We start from the raw sequence: 19118 nt of genomic DNA on the forward strand, positions 1-19118 counted from the left end.
TCACGCTACGGGTGTGGCCGGAGAGGCCCACCGCCGTCGATCGCTCGATCGGTTTCGAGAAGGAGTGGTATGCGCCCCGAGAACAGGACCAGGTCGCCGCTGGGCCCGCTGCCGAGGAGCAGTTGGCGCAAGGCGGGCACGCTCGCGTCGCTCGCCCTGGTGATGATGGGAATGGCGAGTCCCGCCGTCGCCGTGGCGCAGAGCGTGCGGGCCGCCGAACGGGTCGGCGCGGCGGGCCCGATGGGCGGGGACCACTGCGAGCCGGGCGGGCACCGCCCTCACCACCCTCACCACGGTCGTCCTGACGACCGTCCGGAGGAGGGCCCGGACCAGGGACCGTACGGCGACCCGCAGTTCGACCCGGACGAGGGCCCCTGGTCGGGGATTATGGCCGGCCCGCGCGGTGACGATCGGTGCGAGCCGGGCCTCCCCGGCCCGACGGGCCCGACCGGCCCCAGTGGCGCGGACGGCGCGACGGGGGCGACCGGAGCTACGGGTCCGGACGGGGCCACCGGTGCCACAGGTCCCACGGGTCCGGACGGGCCCACGGGCGCCACGGGTTCGGACGGAGCAACGGGCGCCACGGGTGGGACAGGTGCGACCGGCGCAACGGGCGCGACCGGTGCGACCGGTGTGGACGGTGCCACGGGTGCCACCGGAGCTACCGGTGCGCCGGGGACCAACGGCACTGATGGTGCAACCGGTGCGACGGGTACGGATGGTGCGACGGGTGCGACCGGCGCCACGGGTGCGACTGGGGCTACCGGTACGAACGGCGCGACGGGTGCCACCGGGGCGACGGGTCCGACCGGTACGAACGGTGCCACCGGGGCGACGGGTCCGACCGGTACCAACGGTGCGACCGGCGCCACCGGTCCGTGCAGCGACATCGACAGCACCGTTCCGTCGAACACCGAGTCGTTCAACGCCGTCCTCACGAACGGCCTCGCCTACGCCGGCCGGGCCGTCCTGCCCGGCGGCGTGCCCGTCTGGCAGAACCTCACGGACGCGGACAACCCGAACTTCCCGTTCGGCAGGGCCTGCGGCATCTCCATCGTCGCCCAGGGCCCGAACTCCTACATCAAGGTCCTGACCACGGACAACAGGGTCTACCAGACGCACGGCGACACCAACGGAGCGAACTTCGTCTGGGACGAGCCGTGGGTCGAACTGACCCCGGGCCCGACCGGAGCCCTGCGGGGCAAGGACTTCAAGGGGGACACGATGCGCGGAACCCCCCTCAACCGCACCCGCTGACGCACGCGTGAAGAGGGGCCGGACACATCCCGCGCCGGGCATGCGTCCGGCCCCTCGGCCGTGCGGGAGCGCCCGGCCCTCAGGCCACCACCTGGTACTCCGGACCGAGCTTGGACAGCGCGAACGCGCGGTTCTCCCCGACCCGTTCGCGCTGGCCCTCCGGCAGCCGCCCCTCCCGCAGGAGCCGGTCGCAGCACTCCAGCGACTCCTCGTACGCGCCGACCCAGTACGCGGAGACCGCCAGCTCGTCCAGTGCGCGCCACTCGTACCAGTCGAACTCGACGAACAGGATGTCGTCGGGACGCGGGATCCGAGCCGCCTGACGGGCGAACAGGTACGCCAGCTGGAAGCGGCTGTCGAGACGGCACAGGCGCGCCAGGTCGCCCAGCGCCTCCGCCCGCCCGGGACGGCTCTCGTGGGCGCGCAGGTAGCGGTCCATGACCTCGGCCGGCGGACGCCGGAGGCCCGCCGCGAGCCGCGCCGCGTACAGCTGGGCGCAGAAGGCCTCCTCGGCGAAGCCGCCCATGGACGCCCGCCGGTCGTAGGCGGCCAGGGACTTCTCCGGCTCACCCGCGTCGCGCCAGCTCTGCGCGAGATAGAAGGCGTAGCGCGCGTTTTCCGGCTCTTCCAGCAGGCCCTTTTCGAGGATCGCGGCGTCGCGGAGGTACTTCTCCCGGTCGCCTCCTTCGCCCTGGCGGGCTCCGCCGCCGACGACGCGGATATGGAAGCCTTCGAGAACCCCCCGGGTGAACGGCGCGTCGCAATCGAGGTACTCGTGCAGGACGCCGACGTATTTCCAGGGCAATCGCGTGGACACCAGAGCGGGGCGCCAGTGGATGATGGGCCGGTGGTGCACCGCGATGCCGTACGAATCGAAAGTGAGCTCCGGCATCCGGAATCCGGGGTCGATGTCGATGACGTCGTCCGCGTCGACGAACAGCAGGTAGTCGGCCTCGGCGCGGGCCAGGTCGATGGCTTCGGTGCGGCTTCCGTCGAACCCCTTCCAGGGGCGTTCGTGCAGTTCACCGGGGAGATCGCCGAGGAATTCACGGATGATCCCCTGGGTGCCGTCCGTCGACCCGGTGTCCACGATCACCCAGGTGTCGATCAGGGGTCGTACGGATTCGAGACAGCGCCTGATCACCGCGGCCTCGTTCTTCACGATCATGTTCAGGCAGATTTTTGCTTTCAAGGATCCCGTCCCCGGAAGTGGTGAAGACGACCGTGAGGCGACGGTAGGGATCCCGCCAGGGGGGTGCAAGGAAGCCACGATGTGAGCCGCCATTGGGGCTTTATTGATAGTCCGATGAGATGACTGCCGCGCGGGGCGGTCGGCTCCGTCCATGAGGTGTACCGACCATGGCCGAGGCGGCCCGCCCGGGCCGATCGCACAACGTTCGATCCGGTTTCGGAGAAGGAGCGGCACATATGAGCCCCGTGAACAGGACCAGGTCACCTCTTGGCCCGGTGATCCGGCGGAATGCCGTCGTGAAGGGAGGTACCCTCGCGTCCCTCGCCCTGGTGGTGGCGGGTATCGCGAGCCCGGCCGTAGCCACCGCGCAGAGCTTCCAGTCGGCCGCGACGGTCCGGTCGGCGGGTCCGACCGCCGGCGGAGGCTGCGAGGCGAAGGAGGACTCGAGCTGGAGCCCGCGGGCTGCGGACACCAGGCTGGCGGGTCCGCGCGGCGGCGACGACTGCGAGGGCCAGCGGGGCCCGACGGGTCCCACGGGTCCGCGCGGCCCGCAGGGCGAGCCCGGCGAGGACGGTCAGGACGGCGCGACCGGCCCCACGGGAGCGACCGGTGCCACGGGAGCGAGCGCCTGCGTCGACATCGACTCCGTCCGGGACAACAACGACCGCGAGTTCAAGGCGGTCAACCCCGGCGACGGCAACACCTACGCCGGCGTCCGTGAGCTGTCGATGGGCGGCACGGTCGTGGGCCCCTGGACCTGGTACGACCTCACCACCAACCCCGTCGGCAACTACCCGGCGGGCGCCTGCGGCGTGTCCATCGGCCACCAGGCCAACCGCCTGGTGATCGAGGTGGTGACCACGGGAGGCCAGATCTGGGAGACCTTCTGCACCGTCAACCCGGGCACGCCCGACACGCTCACCTGCAACGGGGTGTGGAACCTGGACGTGCCGCAGCCGGACCCGAACGACCCGGACCTGCGCCGGACGCCCGCCGCGCCTCCGGTCCGCCCCATGGACCCCAACCACCTGCCCAAGAGCCTGAAGTAGGGCGCTGAGCGGCCGGAGGGGGCTACTCCGGCCCGCGCTCGGGGCCGCCGAAGTCCGGGCTCGTGAAGTCCGGAGGCGTGTAGCCGGGAGGGGACCCCTGTGAAGAGGGTCCCGGACTGGTGAAGTCGGGCCGGGTGTACCCCAGACTGGGGATGCGCCCGGCCCCTGGCGTGCGGGGGGTCGGAAAGCCAGGGCCCGCGCTCGGATCGGCCAGGGCGTCCCGCAGGAACGGGATGATGCCCCGCTCCAGCAGGGCGTGCCGCCAGGCCTCGCGGGCCCGCGCCACCTCGTCGGGTATCGCCTCGGTCTCGTCCGCCGCCACCTCGGTCGCGCTGTTGCGGACGGCCGTGACCAGCAGTCCGATCACGGCGACGAGCAGGGCGGCCGCGGTGAGCGCGCCGAAGAGCCAACCCGCCGTCAGCATGGTCTGCGCGAAGGCCGGTTCGGGCTCGATCATCTTCAGGATGTAGCCGACGAGCAGGAAGATCAGCATGGCGGTGCCGGCCAGGACCGGCGCGAGGACCGCGACCACGGCGCTGACGCCCGCGCCGCCGCCGTTGCTCCGCTCGCCGTCCTCGTCCGCCGTCGTGCCCGGCGCCGAGAGCATCGTGTCGCGTCGTTCGCCGCGGACCTTCACGTAGTGGCCGTACTCGGCGGCCGCCGCGGCCGCCAGCAGGGCGCTGGCTCCCTGGGCCATCGTGCGCAGCTGTTCGGCGTTCAGCCGTTCGCCGAGGGTGGCGAGTTCGGGCCGTTCGCCCGCGGCGCGCAGTGCCTCGTCGATGAGCCGGTCGAATTCTGGTCGGTCTTCGGTCAGCAGGTGCGGAGCGCTGGTCATGTGCATCCCCCGATGCTCCGTAGCAGCCGGTTTGCCCGCGTAGACCCGGGCGCCGGCTGAAAACGGAGGAGAGCCTGCTACGGATAGAGCGATGGTAGAGCGCCCACGCCACGCCGTGACAGGGGGTTTCCGGAAATACCCCTCTGCGTAAGCTCTCAGTCGCTCAGCGGAAGTCGTACGACGAGCAGCTTGCCCGCCATCGTCACGCCGCCGTCCATCGCGATGGCGAGACCGTCGGCGTAGACGTGCGGGCCGTCCACGGCCTCCGGTCCGCGCGATTCGTCGCCGTCCTCGGCGCCCACTTCGCCGAGCAGGTACGGGATGGGGCTGTGGCCGTGCACGACGCGGTGTCCGCCGTAGGTGTCGAGGAGTTCGCGGACGGCCTGCGGGCCGGTCTCCTCGTCGCGGAAGGCGAACCGCTTGGTGAACTTCCGGAAGAGGTCCCAGGTGATGTCGACGTCGCCCCGGTTGAGGAGCTCGTGGATGGTGTCGTTGACGTCCTCGATGGAGTCGCCGTAGTCGAGGTAGGCCGTGGTGTCGGAGTGCAGCAGCAGGTGGCCCTCCTCCAGGACGGCCGCGTCCAGCCGCGACATCCACTGCAGGTGCACGTCCTGCAGGCGTTCCATGTCGGTGCGCTGGCCGCCGTTGAGCAGCCAGGCGGCCTGGAAGGTGGCGGTGCCGGCGCCGGAGACGACGGGCGTGTCGCCGAACCGCTTGGCGCCGATGAGCAGCAGTTCGTGATTGCCCATCAGGGCCTTGCAGTAGCCGCCGGCGGCGGCGGCCTCGGCGGACAGCCGCATGACGAGGTCGATGACGCCGATGCCGTCGGGGCCGCGGTCGGTGAAGTCGCCGAGGAACCAGAGCCGGGCGTTGCCCGCGGACCAGCGGCCCTCCGCGTCGATCAGCCCCTGGGCGCGCAGTTCGGTGACGAGTTCGTCGAGGTAGCCGTGGACGTCGCCCACGACGTACAGGGGGCCGGGCCCGGCGACGTCCTGCGGGACGTACTGGACCTGGACGGTGTCGCCGGGACCGCCGGGCGCGCCGGAGCCGATGACGGGGAGGTCCCGGTAGGTCGGGGTGTAGCCGTCGGGCTCGTCCTCCTCGGGGCCCTGGCCCGTCGCGTGCACGGGCTCGGCGTCGGCGTCGGCGTGCGCCAGGGGGTGCGGGGCGCCCTGGGGACGCGCGTGCGGCTCCTCCTGGCGCGGGTCGTGCCGTGGGTCGTGGCGCGGGTCCTGACGCGGATCGTGGTGCGGGACCGGCGGCGTGGGGGGCGCGGGGGGCGCGGGCGGCTGCGGCGCGAAGTCGGGCTGCCGCGGTACGGAGGCCTGCGCGGCGTCCTCGTAGTACGCGGGGTACTCGCCGTACACGGGGGCCTCGTCGGGCATACCGGTGGATACGGCGTACTGCGCGGCGGGTTCGGTGACTGGCACCCGGAAGTCCCGCAGCGTTTCCGTCCGCATCGCGGGTCCCTGACCGGCCCCCTGAGTCATCGACCCCTCCACCACCGTCGCGCTGCCGTACACCTGCGGACCCTCCTGACCTCCGGGGAGGAGGGTCCGTGATGTCGTGCGCCCATCATAGGAATGCAGCTCGCGCTGTGTGACGCACCAGGGGTGGTGAATCCTTTGCGGAGCGTAAGGTTCCTACCGTTTTCTCCCGATATCGGCGTTGCTGAAATCTTGGACCGACCGCCGATCAGGCCGACCGGACGGTCCGGCGGTCAGTCCTGGGCCGGAGATCGGGGCGGGCTGACGGTCGTGCGGGGCTGCCTGCGCTGCGACGAGGTACGGATGATCAGCTCGGTCGGGACGACCTGTTCGACCGGTCGTCCGGTGTCCACGCCCTCGATCGCGTCGATGAGCAGCTGCACGACGGCGGTGCCGATGCGGCGCGGTTTGAGGGACAGGGTGGTGATGGGCGGCTCGGTGTTGGCGTACACGGTGGACTCGCTGCAGCAGACGAGCAGCAGGTCCTCGGGGACGCGCAGGCCGTAGCGGCGGGCGGCGGCCAGCAGGTCGGTGCCGTTGGGGTCGAAGAGTCCGTACACGGCGTCGGGGCGGTCGGGGCGGGCGAGGAGCCGGTCGGCGGCCACGGCGCCTGCGCACGGGTCGTGGGCGGGGTAGGACTCGTAGACCGGGTCCTGTCCGACGCGCTCGCACCAGTTGAGGTACGCGGTGGTGGACAGGCGGGTGTAGGTGTCGGTGGTGGTGCCGGTCAGCAGCCCGATCCGGCGGGCGCCGGCGGCGGCGAGGTGGTCGAGGAGACCGAGTACGGCGGCCTCGTGGTCGTTGTCGACCCAGGCGGTGACGGGGAGGGAGCCGGCGGGCCGGCCGTCGGAGACCACGGGCAGGCCCTGGCGGACCAGCTCGGTGACGACCGGATCGTGGTCGGAGGGGTCGATCACGACGGTGCCGTCGAGGGCGACGTTGGACCACACGTCGTGGCGGGAGGTGGCGGGCAGGATGACGAGGGCGTAGCCGCGGGCGAGCGCGGCCGAGGTGGCGGCCCTGGCCATCTCGGCGAAGTAGGCGAATTCGGTGAAGGTGAAAGGTTCATCCCCGTACGTGGTCACGGTCAGGCCGATGAGGCCGGACTTGCCGGTACGGAGGGTTCGGGCGGCGGCCGACGGGCGGTAGCCGAGCCGGTCGGCGACTTCGCGAACGTGGCGGCGGGTGGCGTCGGGCAGCCGTCCCTTGCCATTGAGCGCGTCGGAGACCGTCGTGATGGAGACGCCCGCCGCGGCGGCCACGTCCCTGATGCCGGCCCGGCCCTGTCGGCCGGCGGCCCGCCGGGTGGTCTCGGTCCGGCTCACCTGATGCTTCCCTGCTGCTGTCATGGCGAGCCGATAGTAGGGCTCGGTGGGGTGGGTGGTCCGAGTGCATATGCACGCGTTGACAGGCACGTTTCTGCATGGTTCGCCACCCCCAATGACCTTGGAAACAAAGGCGTTTGATCGCGGATGCAGGTGGTGGGGCTTGTCGTCGGGACCGGGCATGCCAAAGCGGCGCAGTTTCGGATCGGTCGCAACTCACCTGCACGAGGGATGCGCGCCACGGCGCAGGCCACCGGCGCGCGCATATATGCGCGCGCTCCCCCGCATTCCAGGCGCCCCCATTCTCGGAACGGCGGAATCCTCATAAGGTGAGCAGTATTGAGTCGACGGCGACGTCGTACGGGACGGTCGAGGAGGACCTGCGGTGAGCGAGAACAGCCCGAAGCTGCGCGCCGAGCTGGACGGCATTCCGACATACAAGCCCGGCAAGCCGGCTGCCGCGGGCGGGCCCGTCGCGTACAAGCTCTCCTCGAACGAGAACCCGTACCCGCCGCTGCCGGGCGTGCTGGAGAGTGCCGTCACGGCGGCGGGGGCCTTCAACCGGTACCCCGACATGGCTTGCACCGGCCTGGTGAACGAGATCGCCGAGCGGTTCGGAGTCCCGGTCGAGCACGTGGCCACGGGCACCGGCTCGGTGGGCGTGGCCCAGTCGCTGATCCAGTCCACGGCCGGCCCGGGCGACGAGGTCATGTACGCCTGGCGCTCCTTCGAGGCGTACCCGATCATCACGCAGATCTCGGGTGCGACCTCGGTGCAGGTCCCGCTGACCGACGGGGACGTGCACGACCTGGACGCCATGGCCGCGGCGATCACCGAGCGGACCCGGCTGATCTTCGTCTGCAACCCGAACAACCCCACCGGCACCGCCGTGCGCCGGGCCGAGCTGGAGCGCTTCCTGGACCGGGTGCCCTCGGACGTCCTGGTGGTCCTGGACGAGGCGTACCGCGAGTTCGTCCGTGACACGGACGTCCCGGACGGCATCGAGCTGTACCGCGACCGCCCCAACGTCGCCGTGCTGCGTACGTTCTCCAAGGCGTACGGGCTCGCCGGCCTGCGGGTCGGCTTCGCGGTCGCGCACGAGCGGGTGGCGGCTGCGCTGCGCAAGACGGCGGTCCCCTTCGGCGTCAGCCAGCTCGCACAGGACGCGGCGGTGGCCTCGCTGCGCGCCGAGGACGAGCTGATGGGGCGGGTCGGGGCGCTGGTGTGCGAGCGGACGAGGGTCCACGAGGCGCTGCTGGCGCAGGGCTGGACCGTGCCGGACACGCAGGCGAACTTCGTGTGGATGCGGCTGGGCGAGCGGACCGTGGAGTTCGCGGCCGCCTGCGAGAAGGCCGGTGTGGTGGTCCGGCCCTTCGCGGGCGAGGGCCTGCGGGTCACGATCGGTGAGCCCGAGGCGAACGACCTCTTCCTGCACACGGCGGAGGCGTTCTTCAAGGAGCTCTAGTCTCCGGTAGTCCGGTAGTCCGGTAGTCCGGTAGTCCGGTCTCCGGGAGCCGGCCCCGGGCGCTCAGGTCTTCCGTGGGCGCCGACGGGTGGGCGGGGTGGTTCAGGCCACTTCCACGCGGACGGGATCGCCGTCGCGAACGGTGGACAGCAGGCGGGGGTCGCCGTCGAACGAGCCGAGCACGTTGCACGGGCTCGCCAGGCGGCTCTCGCCCCCGCGGGAGATGGGCGTCGGACCGTAGGGCAGCGCGAGGGCGTCGCCCTCGGTCCAGAACGCGACGGTGCCGGGCTCGACGACCTGCCGGGCATCGTGCTCCAGGGCGACGGAGACGCCGGTGTCGAAGTAGACCTCCTCGCCCCACGTGTGGGCGGAGGCCGAGATCGGGAGGGCCTCGGCCAGAGCCTTGCTGGTCGGGGTCTCGTCCAGGGTCGCGGTGAGCTGGCCCGCGGGCCAGGAGATTCGAATCTGCATGAGCTGCATTCAACAATCTGTTGAATAGATTCGCCAGAGGGGTACCCCGGGTGAAGGAGGCCGAAAGTGGTGCGCCATAATGCTTGTGAATGTGAACGCGTTCACAAGCGCGTCTGCTTCCTCCCGGTTTGAGTGGGCTCCGGAAGTGGATCTCCCTTGTGATCACGGCGACACGAAGGAGACGAGGACGTGGACCTGGCTCTGGCGCCAGAAACCCTGGCGCGCTGGCAGTTCGGCATCACCACCGTCTATCACTTCCTTTTCGTGCCCCTCACGATCTCGCTCGCCGCGCTCACGGCCGGCCTGCAGACCGCATGGGTGCGCACCGAGAAGGAGAAGTACCTCAGGGCCACCAAGTTCTGGGGAAAGCTTTTCTTGATCAATATCGCGATGGGTGTCGTCACCGGCATCGTCCAGGAGTTCCAGTTCGGCATGAACTGGTCCGACTACTCGCGGTTCGTGGGTGACATCTTCGGTGCCCCCCTCGCCTTCGAGGCGCTGATCGCCTTCTTCTTCGAGTCCACCTTCATCGGCCTGTGGATCTTCGGCTGGGACAAGCTGCCGAAGAAGATCCACCTGGCCTGCATATGGATGGTGTCCATCGGCACCGTCCTGTCCGCCTACTTCATCCTGGCGGCCAATTCCTGGATGCAGCACCCGGTCGGCTACCGGATCAACGAGGAGCGCGGCCGCGCCGAGCTCACCGACTTCTGGCTGGTGCTGACCCAGAACACCGCGCTCACCCAGTTCTTCCACACCATCACGGCCGCCTTCCTCGTCGGCGGCGCGTTCATGGCGGGCATCTCCGCCTACCACCTCGCGCGCAAGAAGCACGTCCCCGTGATGCGCAGCTCTCTGCGCCTGGGCCTGGTCGTCCTGATCATCGCCGGCATGGGCACGGCGATCAGCGGTGACCTCCTCGGCAAGGTCATGTTCAAGCAGCAGCCCATGAAGATGGCCGCCGCCGAGGCCCTCTGGGACGGCGAGGCACCCGCGCCCTTCTCCGTGTTCGCCTACGGTGACGTCGAGAAGGGCCACAACAAGGTGGCCATCGAGATCCCCGGCCTGCTGTCCTTCCTCGCCAACGACGACTTCACCTCCTTCGTCCCGGGCATCAACGACGTCAACAAGGCCGAGCAGGAAAGGTTCGGGCCGGGCGACTACCGGCCCAACATCCCGGTGGCCTACTGGGGCTTCCGCTGGATGATCGGCTTCGGCATGGCCTCGCTCGGCATCGGCATGCTGGGGCTCTGGCTGACCCGCAGGAAGTTCCTGCTCCCGCCGGGGCTGCGCACCGGTGAGGACGAGGTGCCGAACCTGGTCCTCTTCAAGAAGGCGCTGAGCCCCAAGTTCGGCAACCTCTACTGGATGGTCGCCCTCTGGACGATGGGCTTCCCGCTCATCGCCAACTCCTGGGGCTGGATCTTCACCGAGATGGGCCGCCAGCCGTGGGTGGTCTACGGAGTCCTGCGCACCCGGGACGCGGTCTCGCCGCACGTCTCCCAGGGCGAGGTGCTCACCTCGATGATCGGCTTCACCCTGCTCTACGCCGTGCTGGCCGTGATCGAGGTCAAGCTGCTGGTCAAGTACGTCAGGATCGGCCCCCCGGAAGCTCACCGAGGCCGACCTCAACCCGCCCACCAAGATCGGCGGGGACGACAAGAACCCCGACCGGCCGATGGCCTTCTCGTACTGAGGCTGAGGAGAACGCACCATGGAGCTCCACGACGTCTGGTTCGTCCTGATCGCCGTCCTGTGGATCGGCTACTTCTTCCTGGAGGGCTTCGACTTCGGCATCGGCGTACTGACCAAGCTGCTCGCCCGCGACCGTACGGAGAAGCGGGTGCTGATCAACACGATCGGGCCCGTGTGGGACGGCAACGAGGTCTGGCTGCTCACCGCCGGCGGCGCGACCTTCGCCGCTTTCCCCGACTGGTACGCCACGCTCTTCTCCGGCTTCTACCTGCCGCTGCTGCTCATCCTGGTCTGCTTGATCATCCGCGGCGTGGCCTTCGAGTACCGGCACAAGCGCCCCGAGAACAGCTGGCAGACCAACTGGGAACACGCGATCTTCTGGACCTCGCTGATCCCCGCCTTCCTGTGGGGCGTGGCCTTCGCCAACATCGTGCGCGGAGTGAAGATCGACCAGAACAAGGAGTACGTCGGCAGCGTCCTCGACCTGCTCAACGTCTACTCGCTCCTCGGCGGCCTGGTCACCCTCTCGCTGTTCACCTTCCACGGCGCGGTCTTCGCCTCGCTCAAGACCGTCGGTGACATCCGGGACCGCGCGCGCGGAACGGCGACCGTGCTGGGCCTCGTCGCCGCCGTGCTCGCGCTGGTCTTCCTGATCTGGACCCAGGTCTCGCGCGGTGACGGCAAGAGCCTGGTCGCGATGGCCGTGGCGGTCCTGGCCCTGCTCGGGGCGCTCGGCTTCAACCTGGCGGGCCGCGAAGGCTGGTCGTTCGCCCTGTCCGGGATCACCATCGCCGCCGCCGTGGCGATGCTCTTCCTGACGCTCTTCCCGAACGTGATGCCCTCCTCGCTCGACGCGGGCTGGAACCTCACGGTCACCAACGCCTCGTCGAGCCCGTACACCCTGAAGATCATGACCTGGCTGGCCGCGGTGGCCACCCCGCTCGTGATGCTCTACCAGGGCTGGACGTACTGGGTGTTCCGCAAGCGGATCGGGACACAGCACATCGTCGACGCGCACTGAACCGCGACGCGTCTTGAGCCTGGAGGGATGTTTCACGTGAAACCGATCGACCCGCGCCTGCTCCGGTACGCCCGGTCCACCCGCTTCTTCCTGGGGGCGGTGGTGGCCCTGGGGCTCGCCGGGGCGGGGCTGGTCGTCGGTCAGGCGATGCTCATCGCCGAGATCGTGGTCGGGGCCTTCGAGGAGGGGCTCGACGGAGCGGCCCTGCGAACGCCGCTGCTGCTGCTCGCGGCGGTGGTGCTCGGCCGGGCGCTGATCGCCTGGCTGACGGAGCTGGCCGCGCACCGCGCCGGCGCGGCGGTCAAGTCGGAACTGCGGCGGCGGCTGCTGGACCGGGCCGCGGAAGCTCGGGCCCGGGCAGCCGGTCGGCCGGCGGACCGGGTCGCTGGTGTCGCTGGCCACCCGGGGCGTGGACGCGCTCGACGACTACTTCTCCCGCTACCTGCCCCAGCTGGGGCTCGCGGTCGTGGTGCCCGTGGCGGTGCTCGCCCGTATCGTCACCGAGGACTGGGTGTCGGCGGCCATCATCGTGGTCACCCTCCCTCTCATCCCGGTGTTCATGATCCTGATCGGCATGGCCACCCAGTCCCGGATGGACCGCCAGTGGCGGCTCCTCTCGCGACTGTCGGGGCACTTCCTCGACGTGGTGGCCGGTCTTCCCACACTGAAGGTCTTCGGCAGGGCGAAGGCGCAGGCCGAGTCGATCCGGAAGATCACCGACGACTACCGGCGGGCCACGATGCGGACGCTGCGCATCGCCTTTTTGTCCTCTTTCGCCCTGGAGCTGTTGGCGACCCTGTCGGTCGCGCTCGTGGCCGTGACCATCGGCATGCGGCTGGTCCACGGTGAACTGGACCTCTACACCGGCCTGGTCATCCTGATCCTGGCCCCCGAGGCATACCTGCCGCTGCGGCAGGTGGGAGCGCAGTACCACGCGGCCGCGGAAGGGCTGTCCGCCGCCGAGGAGATCTTCGAGGTCCTGGAGACCCCCACCGCCTGCCCGGCCGGTACGGCGCAGCTGCCGTCCGGCACGCCCCTGCGGATCGAGATCGAGGGAATCGCCGTCCGCTACGAGGGACGGGACGAGGACTCTCCCCGTCCGGTCTCGCTGACCGTCGCGCCGGGGGAGTGCGTGGCCCTCACCGGCCCGAGCGGGGCCGGCAAGTCCACCCTGCTCCAGGTGCTGCTGGGATTCGTGCGGCCGACCGCCGGGCGGATCCGGATCGCCGGTGCGGACCTGGCCGAACTCGCCCCGGAGCACTGGCGGGAGCAGATCGCCTGGGTGCCGCAGCGGCCGCACCTCTTCGCCGGGACCGTCGCCGAGAACGTCCGGCTGGCCCGCCCGGAGGCCAGGGACGGCGAGGTCGCCGCCGCGCTGCAGGACGCCGGGGCCTGGGAGTTCGTGTCCGCCCTGCCGCGCGGTGCCGAGACCCTGCTGGGCGAGGGCGGTACGGGCCTCTCCGCCGGGCAGCGGCAGCGGCTGGCGCTGGCCCGGGCGTTCCTGGCGGACCGCCCGGTGCTGCTGCTGGACGAGCCGACCGCTGCCCTGGACGGCGAAACCGAGGCGGGCATCGTGGACGCCGTCCGGCGGCTCTCCGCGGGGCGGACGGTGCTGCTGGTCGTGCACCGGCCGGCCCTGCTCGCCGTCGCGGACCGGGTGGTCCGGATGACGGCCGGTCCCACCCATGAGGGTCCCCGCCCCGCGGCGGCCCCGCTCGCAGGGCGGCTCCCCCGCCCCGCGGTGACCGGGGCCGGGGAGCTCGCCCCGGGCGATTGCGACCCGGACGCCGGAGAGTGGATCCTCGGTGCCGCCGCCGAGCGGGTGAGGCCCGGTGGCACGTCCGACGCGGGGGGAGCCGATCCGCTGCGCCGGGTGCGGGCGGTGGCCAGGGCATGGCAGGGCCGGTTCCGGCTGGGGCTGCTGCTCGGGTCGCTGGCCGTCGGCTGCAGCGTGGGCCTGATGGCCGTGTCGGGCTGGCTGATCTCCCGGGCCTCCGAACAGCCCCCCGTCCTCTATCTGATGGTGGCCGTCACCGCGACCCGCGCCTTCGGACTGGGCCGCGCCGTCTTCCGGTACGCGGAGCGGCTCGTCTCGCACGACGCGGTCCTGCGGATGCTCGCCGACCTGCGGGTGTCGGTGTACCGGCGGCTGGAGCGCATCGCGCCCGCCGGGCTGCGCGAGCACCGCCGCGGAGACCTGCTGGCCCGGCTGGTCGCCGACGCCGACGCCCTGCAGGACTACTGGCTGCGCTGGCTGCTGCCCGTCGGCACCGCGGTGCTCGTCGGGACGGGCTCCGTCGCCTTCACCACCTGGCTGCTGCCGGAGGCCGGAGCGGTGCTCGCCGTCGGCCTCGTTGCCGCGGGTGTCGCAGTGCCGCTGGTCAGCGGTGCCTGCGCCCGCCGTGCGGAGCGGCGGCTCGCACCCGCCCGGGGCGATCTCGCCACCCGGGTGGCCGACCTGCTCACCGGCACCGCGGAGCTGACGGTGGCCGGGGCGCTGGAGGACCGCAAGGGCCGGGCCCGGGAGAGCGACGGAGCCCTGACGCGCATCGCCGCCCGGGGCGCCGCCGCGGGCGGGCTGGGCGGCGGGCTGTCCGCCCTCGTCTGCGGGCTCACGGTCGTGGCCGCCGCGGCCGTCGCCGCGAACGCGGTCCACGACGGACGGCTGTCCGGGGTCGCCATGGCCGTCGCGGTCCTGACGCCCCTCGCCGCCTTCGAGGCGGTGAGCGGACTCCCCCTCGCCGTGCAGTACCGCCAGCGGGTGCGCCGGAGCGCCGAACGGGTCTACGAGGTGATCGACGCCCCCGTCCCCGTCGTCGAGCCGGAGCGGCCCGCCGCCGCTCCTGCCTCCCCCTTCCCGCTCACGCTGACCGGGCTCACCGCCCGCCACCCGGGCCAGGAGCGGGATGCGCTGCGCGGGCTGGACCTCACGCTGGAGGCCGGCCGCCGTATCGCCGTCGTCGGTCCCTCGGGCTCCGGCAAGACCACGCTGGCCCAGGTCATGCTCCGCTTTCTGGACCCGGCCGAAGGCTCCTACCGCCTGGGCGGCGCCGACGCGCGCGCCTTCGACGGCGACGACGTACGGGCGCTCGTCGGCCTGTGCGCCCAGGACGCGCACCTCTTCGACAGCTCCGTGCGGGAGAACCTGAGGCTGGCCCGGACCGGGGCGAGCGAGGAACAGCTGCGGGACGCCCTCGCCGCCGCCCGGCTGTTGGAGTGGGCGGACGGCTTGCCGGACGGACTGGACACCCTCGTCGGCGAGCACGGCGAGCGGATCTCGGGCGGCCAGCGCCAGCGCCTGGCCCTGGCCCGGGCGCTGCTTGCGGACTTCCCCGTCCTGGTCCTGGACGAGCCGGCCGAGCACTTGGACCTGGCCACGGCGGACGCCCTCACCGCGGACCTGCTGGCCGCGACCGAGGGCCGGACCACCGTGCTGATCACGCACCGGCTGGCCGGCCTGGAGGCGGTCGACGAGGTGCTCGTGCTGGACCGCGGCGAAGTCGTCCAGCGGGGCGGGTACGCGGAGCTGGCCGCCGTCGAGGGGCCGCTGCGCCGGATGCTGGACCGCGAACGGGAAACGGACGGGAGGTTGGCCAACTTTCCCCTCTAATGGGTACTAACTAGGCTCAAGGGCATGTCAGCGCAGCCGTCGCAGGAATCACCGGATCCCCTGCCGGATCCCTCGCCGGGAACACCGGACCCCTTGGTGGCAGCCACCCGGGCCACCAAGAGCCTGCACGGCCTGTCCACCGAGCTCACGGCCCGGGTGCCGCAGCTGCTGGAGGCCATGCGGTCGGTCGGCACGGGCCTGGAGCTCCATTCCACGCTCGACCGCATCTGCGAGACCGCGGCGGAGCTCGCGGACGCCCGGTACGCGGCGATCGGAGTCGTCGACACGGAGGGCCGCGGGCTCTCGGACTTCGTCACGCACGGGATCAGCCCCGAGCTTTCACGGAAGATCGGCCACCGTCCGGACGGGAAGCGTGGCCTGCTCGGGGCGTTGATCTCGCACTCCGACACCGTGCGGCTCGCCGACCTGACCAAGGACCCGCGCGCGGCGGGCTTCCCGCCGCACCACCCGCCCATGAAGACCTTCCTCGGCGTCCCGATCCGGGTGCAGGGGGAGATCTTCGGCAACCTGTACCTGGCCGAGAAGAACGGCGGGGTCGAGTTCAACGACTACGACCTCCACATGGTCCGGGTGCTGGCCACCGAAGCTGGCATCGCCATCGGCAACGCCCGCCTGTACGAGGCCGCCACCCAGCGCGAGCGCTGGATCGACGGTTCGGTCGCCGTCACCACCGCCCTGCTGTCCGGCGGGGACGCCGACGACGCCCTCGCGGTGGTGGCCGAGCAGGCCCGCCGACTGGCCGACTCGGCGGCCGGGATCGTCCTGCTGCCGGCCGAGGACGGCGGCATGGAGATCGTCGCGGTGTCGGCGGACAACCCCGCCACGTCGCTCGGGGTGGTGATCCCGGCCGAGAGCGCGGTGGTGGACCACCTGTTGCGGGGGGAGCCGGTCTTCACCGACGACGCCTCGTCGGACCCGCGCATGGTCAGCCCGCTCACCAGCCAGTACGGCCCCTGCATGATGCTGCCGCTGCACAGCGGGGGGCGGGTGCTGGGAGCGCTCGTCACCCCGCGCGCCCGCGACAAGCGACCCTTCACCGAGGCCGAGCGGACCCTGGCCACCCAGTTCGCCTCGCAGGCGGCGCTCGCGCTGATGATGGCCGAAGCCCAACGCGACCGGGAGCGGTTGGCGGTCTTCGAGGACCGCGACCGGATCGCCCGTGACCTGCACGACCTCGTCATCCAGCGGCTGTTCGCCACCGGAATGATGCTGGAAGGCGCCGCGCGCCGGTCGATCGTCCCCGAGGTGCGCGACGGCGTGGGCAAGGCCGTCGACGAGCTGGACGTGACGATCCAGGAGATCCGCACCGCGATCTTCGCCCTCCAGCAGGGGCCCGCGGAAGCCCCGTCGGGCCTGCGCACCCGGGTCCTGCGGGAGATCAACATGGCGGCCGTCCCGCTGGGCTTCAAACCCGCCCACCGCTTCCTGGGGGCGGTTGACACCGTCGTCGGCGAGCTGGTGGGCAAGAACCTGATCGCCGCGTTGCGCGAGGCCCTGTCCAACGCCTTCCGGCACGCCGAGGCGTCCCGGATCGAGGTGGTCCTGGACTGCACCGTCACGTTGCCCGACGGCAGAGCCGGGGTCCGGCTGGAGGTCGCCGACGACGGGGTGGGCATCCCCGCGAGCGGGCGGCGCAGCGGCCTGCGCAACCTGCGGCGGCGGGCGGAGTCGCTGGGCGGTACGAGCTCCTACGGTCCCGGCATCGGGGACGGCGGCGGCGGGACCACCCTGGTGTGGGAGGCCCCGCTCCACTAGGCCTGGTGCCGCGCGAGGCGTTCGGCCAGGATGCGCTCGATGACGAGGGCGACCCCGTCCTCGTTGTTGGCGACCGTCCGGCCGGACGCCGCCGTGATCACGTCGGGGTGGGCGTTGCCCATCGCGTAGGAGGTGCCGGCCCAGCTGAGCATCTCCACATCGTTCGGCATGTCCCCGAACGCGACGACCTCGTCGGGCGAGATGCCCCGTTCGGCGCAGCACAGCGCCAGGGTGCTCGCCTTGGACACGCCGTGCCCACTGATCTCCAGCAGAGCGGTGGGGCTGGACCGGGTGATCGACGCGTACGCGGACGCGGCGGAGCGGGCCAGCGCGAGGAACTCGTCCGGTGTGATCTCGGGGTGGTGCGCGAGCAGCTTGAGCACGGGCGCGGCGCTCTCGCCCGCGTCCTCGCTGAGCAGCTCCTCGGCGGTCGCGAGCGTGGCGCCCGGGTCCTTGAAGAAGGGCGGATAGTCCGGTTCGTAGTTGATGCCGGTGGTCAGCTCGACCGCGAACGACGTACCGGGCGCCGCTGCCCGCAGCGCGTCGACGACGGAGAGCGCGGCCTCCCTCGGGAGGGCCCTGACCTGTACGAACTCCCGATCGGCGTGCAGGTCGACCACTGCCGCGCCGTTGGCGCAGATCGCCAGGCCATGACCGTGGACATGGTCGGCGACCACATCCATCCACCGGGCGGGGCGGCCGGTGACGAAGAAGACCTCGATCCCCGCCTCCTCGGCAGCGGCCAGGGCGGCGACGGTACGCGGCGAGACGGACTTGTCGTCATGCAGCAGGGTGCCGTCGAGATCGGTGGCGATGAGCCGGGGCGTGGGGATTGGCCCGTCCGGGCGCTGAGGAGCCGAGGTCACGGCTCCATCTTCGCCCATACGGGCGGAGGACCGAACCATGATCAAGCCAGGCTGCCGCCGGGACCGATGTTTCACGTGAAACAGCCTGTTTCACGTGAAACATCGGCCCGCCGTACGCTCGACGCATGAGTCTGCGTCTGAGCACGGTGATCCTTCCGGTACGTCGATGGCACGAGGGGGGCCGGGACCAGTGGCTGCGGGCCGAGCAGCTCGGCTTCCACACGGCCTACACCTACGACCACCTGTCGTGGCGGACCTTCCGCGACGGCCCCTGGTTCGGTGCCGTGCCCACCCTGACCGCGGCGGCCGCCGCCACCGAGCGGCTGCGTCTGGGCACGCTCGTCACCTCGCCGAACTTCCGTCATCCCGTGACCCTCGCCAAGGACCTCATGACCTTGGACGACGTCTCGGGCGGCCGTGTCACCCTCGGCATCGGGGCCGGCGGCAACGGGTTCGACGCCACGGCGCTGGGCCAGGAGGCCTGGTCCCCGCGTGAGCGGGCCGACCGCTTCGCGGAGTTCGTGACGTTGCTGGACCGGCTGTTGACCGAGGGCTCCGTGAGCCACGAGGGCACCTTCTACTCGGCCGATGAGGCCCGCAACATCCCCGGTTGTGTGCAGGAGCCCCGGCTGCCGTTCGCGGTCGCCGCGACCGGCCCGCGCGGCCTGCGGCTCGCCGCCCGGTACGGGCAGGCGTGGGTGACCACTGGTGACCCGAAGCTCTTCGAGAACGGCACGCCCGAGCAGTCGCTGGAGGCCCTGCGCGGCCAGCTGGAGAGGCTCGACAAGGCCTTCGTGGAGATCGGCCGGGCGCCCGAGCTCATGGAGAAGATCCTGCTGACCGGCTTCACGCCCGAGGCCAACACGGTGCTGGAGTCCGTGGACGCGTTCGTCGACTTCGCGGGCCGGCACCGCGAGCTGGGCTTCACGGAGCTGGTCATCCACGCACCGATCCCCGACTCCGACTTCGCCGCCGACGAGGCCGTCTTCGAGAAGATCGCCGCCGAGGCCCTGGCGCAGCTCGACAGCTGATCCCCGCTCGTCGCCGCTCCCGGCTCGGGAGCGGCGAC

At 71.4% G+C, this 19118-nt stretch carries 14 protein-coding genes and 1 pseudogene; 8 read left to right on the forward strand and 7 right to left on the reverse strand.

Going from position 1 to position 19118, the window contains the following annotated elements; genetic code table 11:
* Positions 1–69 precede the first annotated feature (69 nt).
* Positions 70–1257 carry a hypothetical protein gene (locus AC2RP6_RS20630; protein ID WP_486447525.1) on the forward strand — a complete coding sequence of 396 codons (1188 nt, stop codon included), beginning with the start codon at positions 70–72 and terminating at the stop codon, positions 1255–1257.
* 79 nt (positions 1258–1336) lie between these two features.
* On the opposite strand, the gene AC2RP6_RS20635 is transcribed toward AC2RP6_RS20630, so the two are convergent.
* Positions 1337–2425, reverse strand: coding sequence for a glycosyltransferase (locus AC2RP6_RS20635; RefSeq protein ID WP_486447526.1), 1089 nt, complete (start codon positions 2423–2425; stop codon positions 1337–1339).
* A gap of 320 nt (positions 2426–2745) precedes the next feature.
* On the opposite strand from AC2RP6_RS20635, the gene AC2RP6_RS20640 reads away from it, so the two are divergent.
* Positions 2746–3498, forward strand: a complete 753-nt coding sequence (locus tag AC2RP6_RS20640) for a hypothetical protein (protein ID WP_486447527.1) — start codon at positions 2746–2748, stop codon at positions 3496–3498.
* A gap of 22 nt (positions 3499–3520) precedes the next feature.
* On the opposite strand, the gene AC2RP6_RS20645 is transcribed toward AC2RP6_RS20640, so the two are convergent.
* The 3 genes from AC2RP6_RS20645 to AC2RP6_RS20655 all read right to left on the reverse strand — a co-directional run bounded on the left by AC2RP6_RS20645 (position 3521) and on the right by AC2RP6_RS20655 (position 7169).
* Positions 3521–4339, reverse strand: a complete 819-nt coding sequence (locus AC2RP6_RS20645) for a hypothetical protein (protein WP_486447528.1) — start codon at positions 4337–4339, stop codon at positions 3521–3523.
* 149 nt (positions 4340–4488) lie between these two features.
* A complete protein-coding gene (locus AC2RP6_RS20650; protein WP_486447529.1) occupies positions 4489–5793 on the reverse strand; it encodes a metallophosphoesterase in 1305 nt (434 codons plus the stop codon).
* A 260-nt stretch (positions 5794–6053) separates the two neighbouring features.
* Complete coding sequence (locus AC2RP6_RS20655; RefSeq protein ID WP_030028209.1) at positions 6054–7169, reverse strand: LacI family DNA-binding transcriptional regulator; 1116 nt, start codon at positions 7167–7169, stop codon at positions 6054–6056.
* A 361-nt stretch (positions 7170–7530) separates the two neighbouring features.
* On the opposite strand from AC2RP6_RS20655, the gene hisC reads away from it, so the two are divergent.
* Positions 7531–8610: a histidinol-phosphate transaminase gene (gene hisC / locus AC2RP6_RS20660; RefSeq protein ID WP_486447530.1), complete on the forward strand. Its 1080-nt coding sequence runs from the start codon at positions 7531–7533 to the stop codon at positions 8608–8610.
* A 102-nt stretch (positions 8611–8712) separates the two neighbouring features.
* Here the strand turns inward: hisC and AC2RP6_RS20665 are convergent, their stop codons facing one another.
* Complete coding sequence (locus AC2RP6_RS20665; protein WP_486447531.1) at positions 8713–9081, reverse strand: cyclophilin-like fold protein; 369 nt, start codon at positions 9079–9081, stop codon at positions 8713–8715.
* Positions 9082–9270: 189 nt separating this feature from the next.
* On the opposite strand from AC2RP6_RS20665, the pseudogene AC2RP6_RS20670 reads away from it, so the two are divergent.
* Both AC2RP6_RS20670 and cydB read left to right on the forward strand, forming a co-directional pair.
* Positions 9271–10777: pseudogene (locus AC2RP6_RS20670) on the forward strand (cytochrome ubiquinol oxidase subunit I).
* Between the two features lie 18 nt (positions 10778–10795).
* Positions 10796–11797: a cytochrome d ubiquinol oxidase subunit II gene (cydB, locus tag AC2RP6_RS20675; RefSeq protein ID WP_486447532.1), complete on the forward strand. Its 1002-nt coding sequence runs from the start codon at positions 10796–10798 to the stop codon at positions 11795–11797.
* Positions 11798–11937: 140 nt separating this feature from the next.
* Here the strand turns inward: cydB and AC2RP6_RS20680 are convergent, their stop codons facing one another.
* The gene (locus tag AC2RP6_RS20680) at positions 11938–12102 is read right to left on the reverse strand and encodes a hypothetical protein (RefSeq protein WP_486447533.1); all 165 of its coding nucleotides are present in this window, start codon (positions 12100–12102) and stop codon (positions 11938–11940) included.
* A gap of 83 nt (positions 12103–12185) precedes the next feature.
* Here AC2RP6_RS20680 and cydC point away from each other — a divergent pair, with 83 nt between their 5' ends.
* Complete coding sequence (cydC, locus tag AC2RP6_RS20685) at positions 12186–15407, forward strand: thiol reductant ABC exporter subunit CydC (protein ID WP_486447534.1); 3222 nt, start codon at positions 12186–12188, stop codon at positions 15405–15407.
* Positions 15408–15431: 24 nt separating this feature from the next.
* Positions 15432–17183, forward strand: a complete 1752-nt coding sequence (locus tag AC2RP6_RS20690; protein WP_486447535.1) for a GAF domain-containing sensor histidine kinase — start codon at positions 15432–15434, stop codon at positions 17181–17183.
* On the opposite strand, the gene AC2RP6_RS20695 is transcribed toward AC2RP6_RS20690, so the two are convergent.
* Positions 17180–18067 carry an HAD family hydrolase gene (locus AC2RP6_RS20695; RefSeq protein ID WP_486447536.1) on the reverse strand — a complete coding sequence of 296 codons (888 nt, stop codon included), beginning with the start codon at positions 18065–18067 and terminating at the stop codon, positions 17180–17182. The two genes, AC2RP6_RS20690 and AC2RP6_RS20695, sit on opposite strands and share 4 nt — an antisense overlap.
* Before the next feature lie 107 nt (positions 18068–18174).
* On the opposite strand from AC2RP6_RS20695, the gene AC2RP6_RS20700 reads away from it, so the two are divergent.
* On the forward strand, positions 18175–19080 hold the full coding sequence (locus tag AC2RP6_RS20700; protein WP_486447537.1) for an LLM class flavin-dependent oxidoreductase: 906 nt from the start codon (positions 18175–18177) through the stop codon (positions 19078–19080).
* The last annotated feature ends 38 nt before the right edge of the window (positions 19081–19118 follow it).

The sequence above is a fragment of the Streptomyces sp. WAC03905 genome (genome assembly GCF_057371075.1).

Excerpts from the sequence above, each read along its gene's own strand:
- AC2RP6_RS20630 (WP_486447525.1), top strand. The coding sequence starts at position 70 with ATGCGCCCCGAGAACAGGACCAGGTCGCCGCTGGGCCCGCTGCCGAGG.
- AC2RP6_RS20635 (WP_486447526.1), bottom strand. The coding sequence starts at position 2,425 with ATGATCGTGAAGAACGAGGCCGCGGTGATCAGGCGCTGTCTCGAATCC.
- AC2RP6_RS20645 (WP_486447528.1), bottom strand. The coding sequence starts at position 4,339 with ATGCACATGACCAGCGCTCCGCACCTGCTGACCGAAGACCGACCAGAA.
- AC2RP6_RS20650 (WP_486447529.1), bottom strand. The coding sequence starts at position 5,793 with ATGCGGACGGAAACGCTGCGGGACTTCCGGGTGCCAGTCACCGAACCC.
- AC2RP6_RS20655 (WP_030028209.1), bottom strand. The coding sequence starts at position 7,169 with ATGACAGCAGCAGGGAAGCATCAGGTGAGCCGGACCGAGACCACCCGG.
- AC2RP6_RS20665 (WP_486447531.1), bottom strand. The coding sequence starts at position 9,081 with ATGCAGATTCGAATCTCCTGGCCCGCGGGCCAGCTCACCGCGACCCTG.
- cydB (WP_486447532.1), top strand. The coding sequence starts at position 10,796 with ATGGAGCTCCACGACGTCTGGTTCGTCCTGATCGCCGTCCTGTGGATC.
- AC2RP6_RS20690 (WP_486447535.1), top strand. The coding sequence starts at position 15,432 with ATGTCAGCGCAGCCGTCGCAGGAATCACCGGATCCCCTGCCGGATCCC.
- AC2RP6_RS20695 (WP_486447536.1), bottom strand. The coding sequence starts at position 18,067 with ATGGGCGAAGATGGAGCCGTGACCTCGGCTCCTCAGCGCCCGGACGGG.
- AC2RP6_RS20700 (WP_486447537.1), top strand. The coding sequence starts at position 18,175 with ATGAGTCTGCGTCTGAGCACGGTGATCCTTCCGGTACGTCGATGGCAC.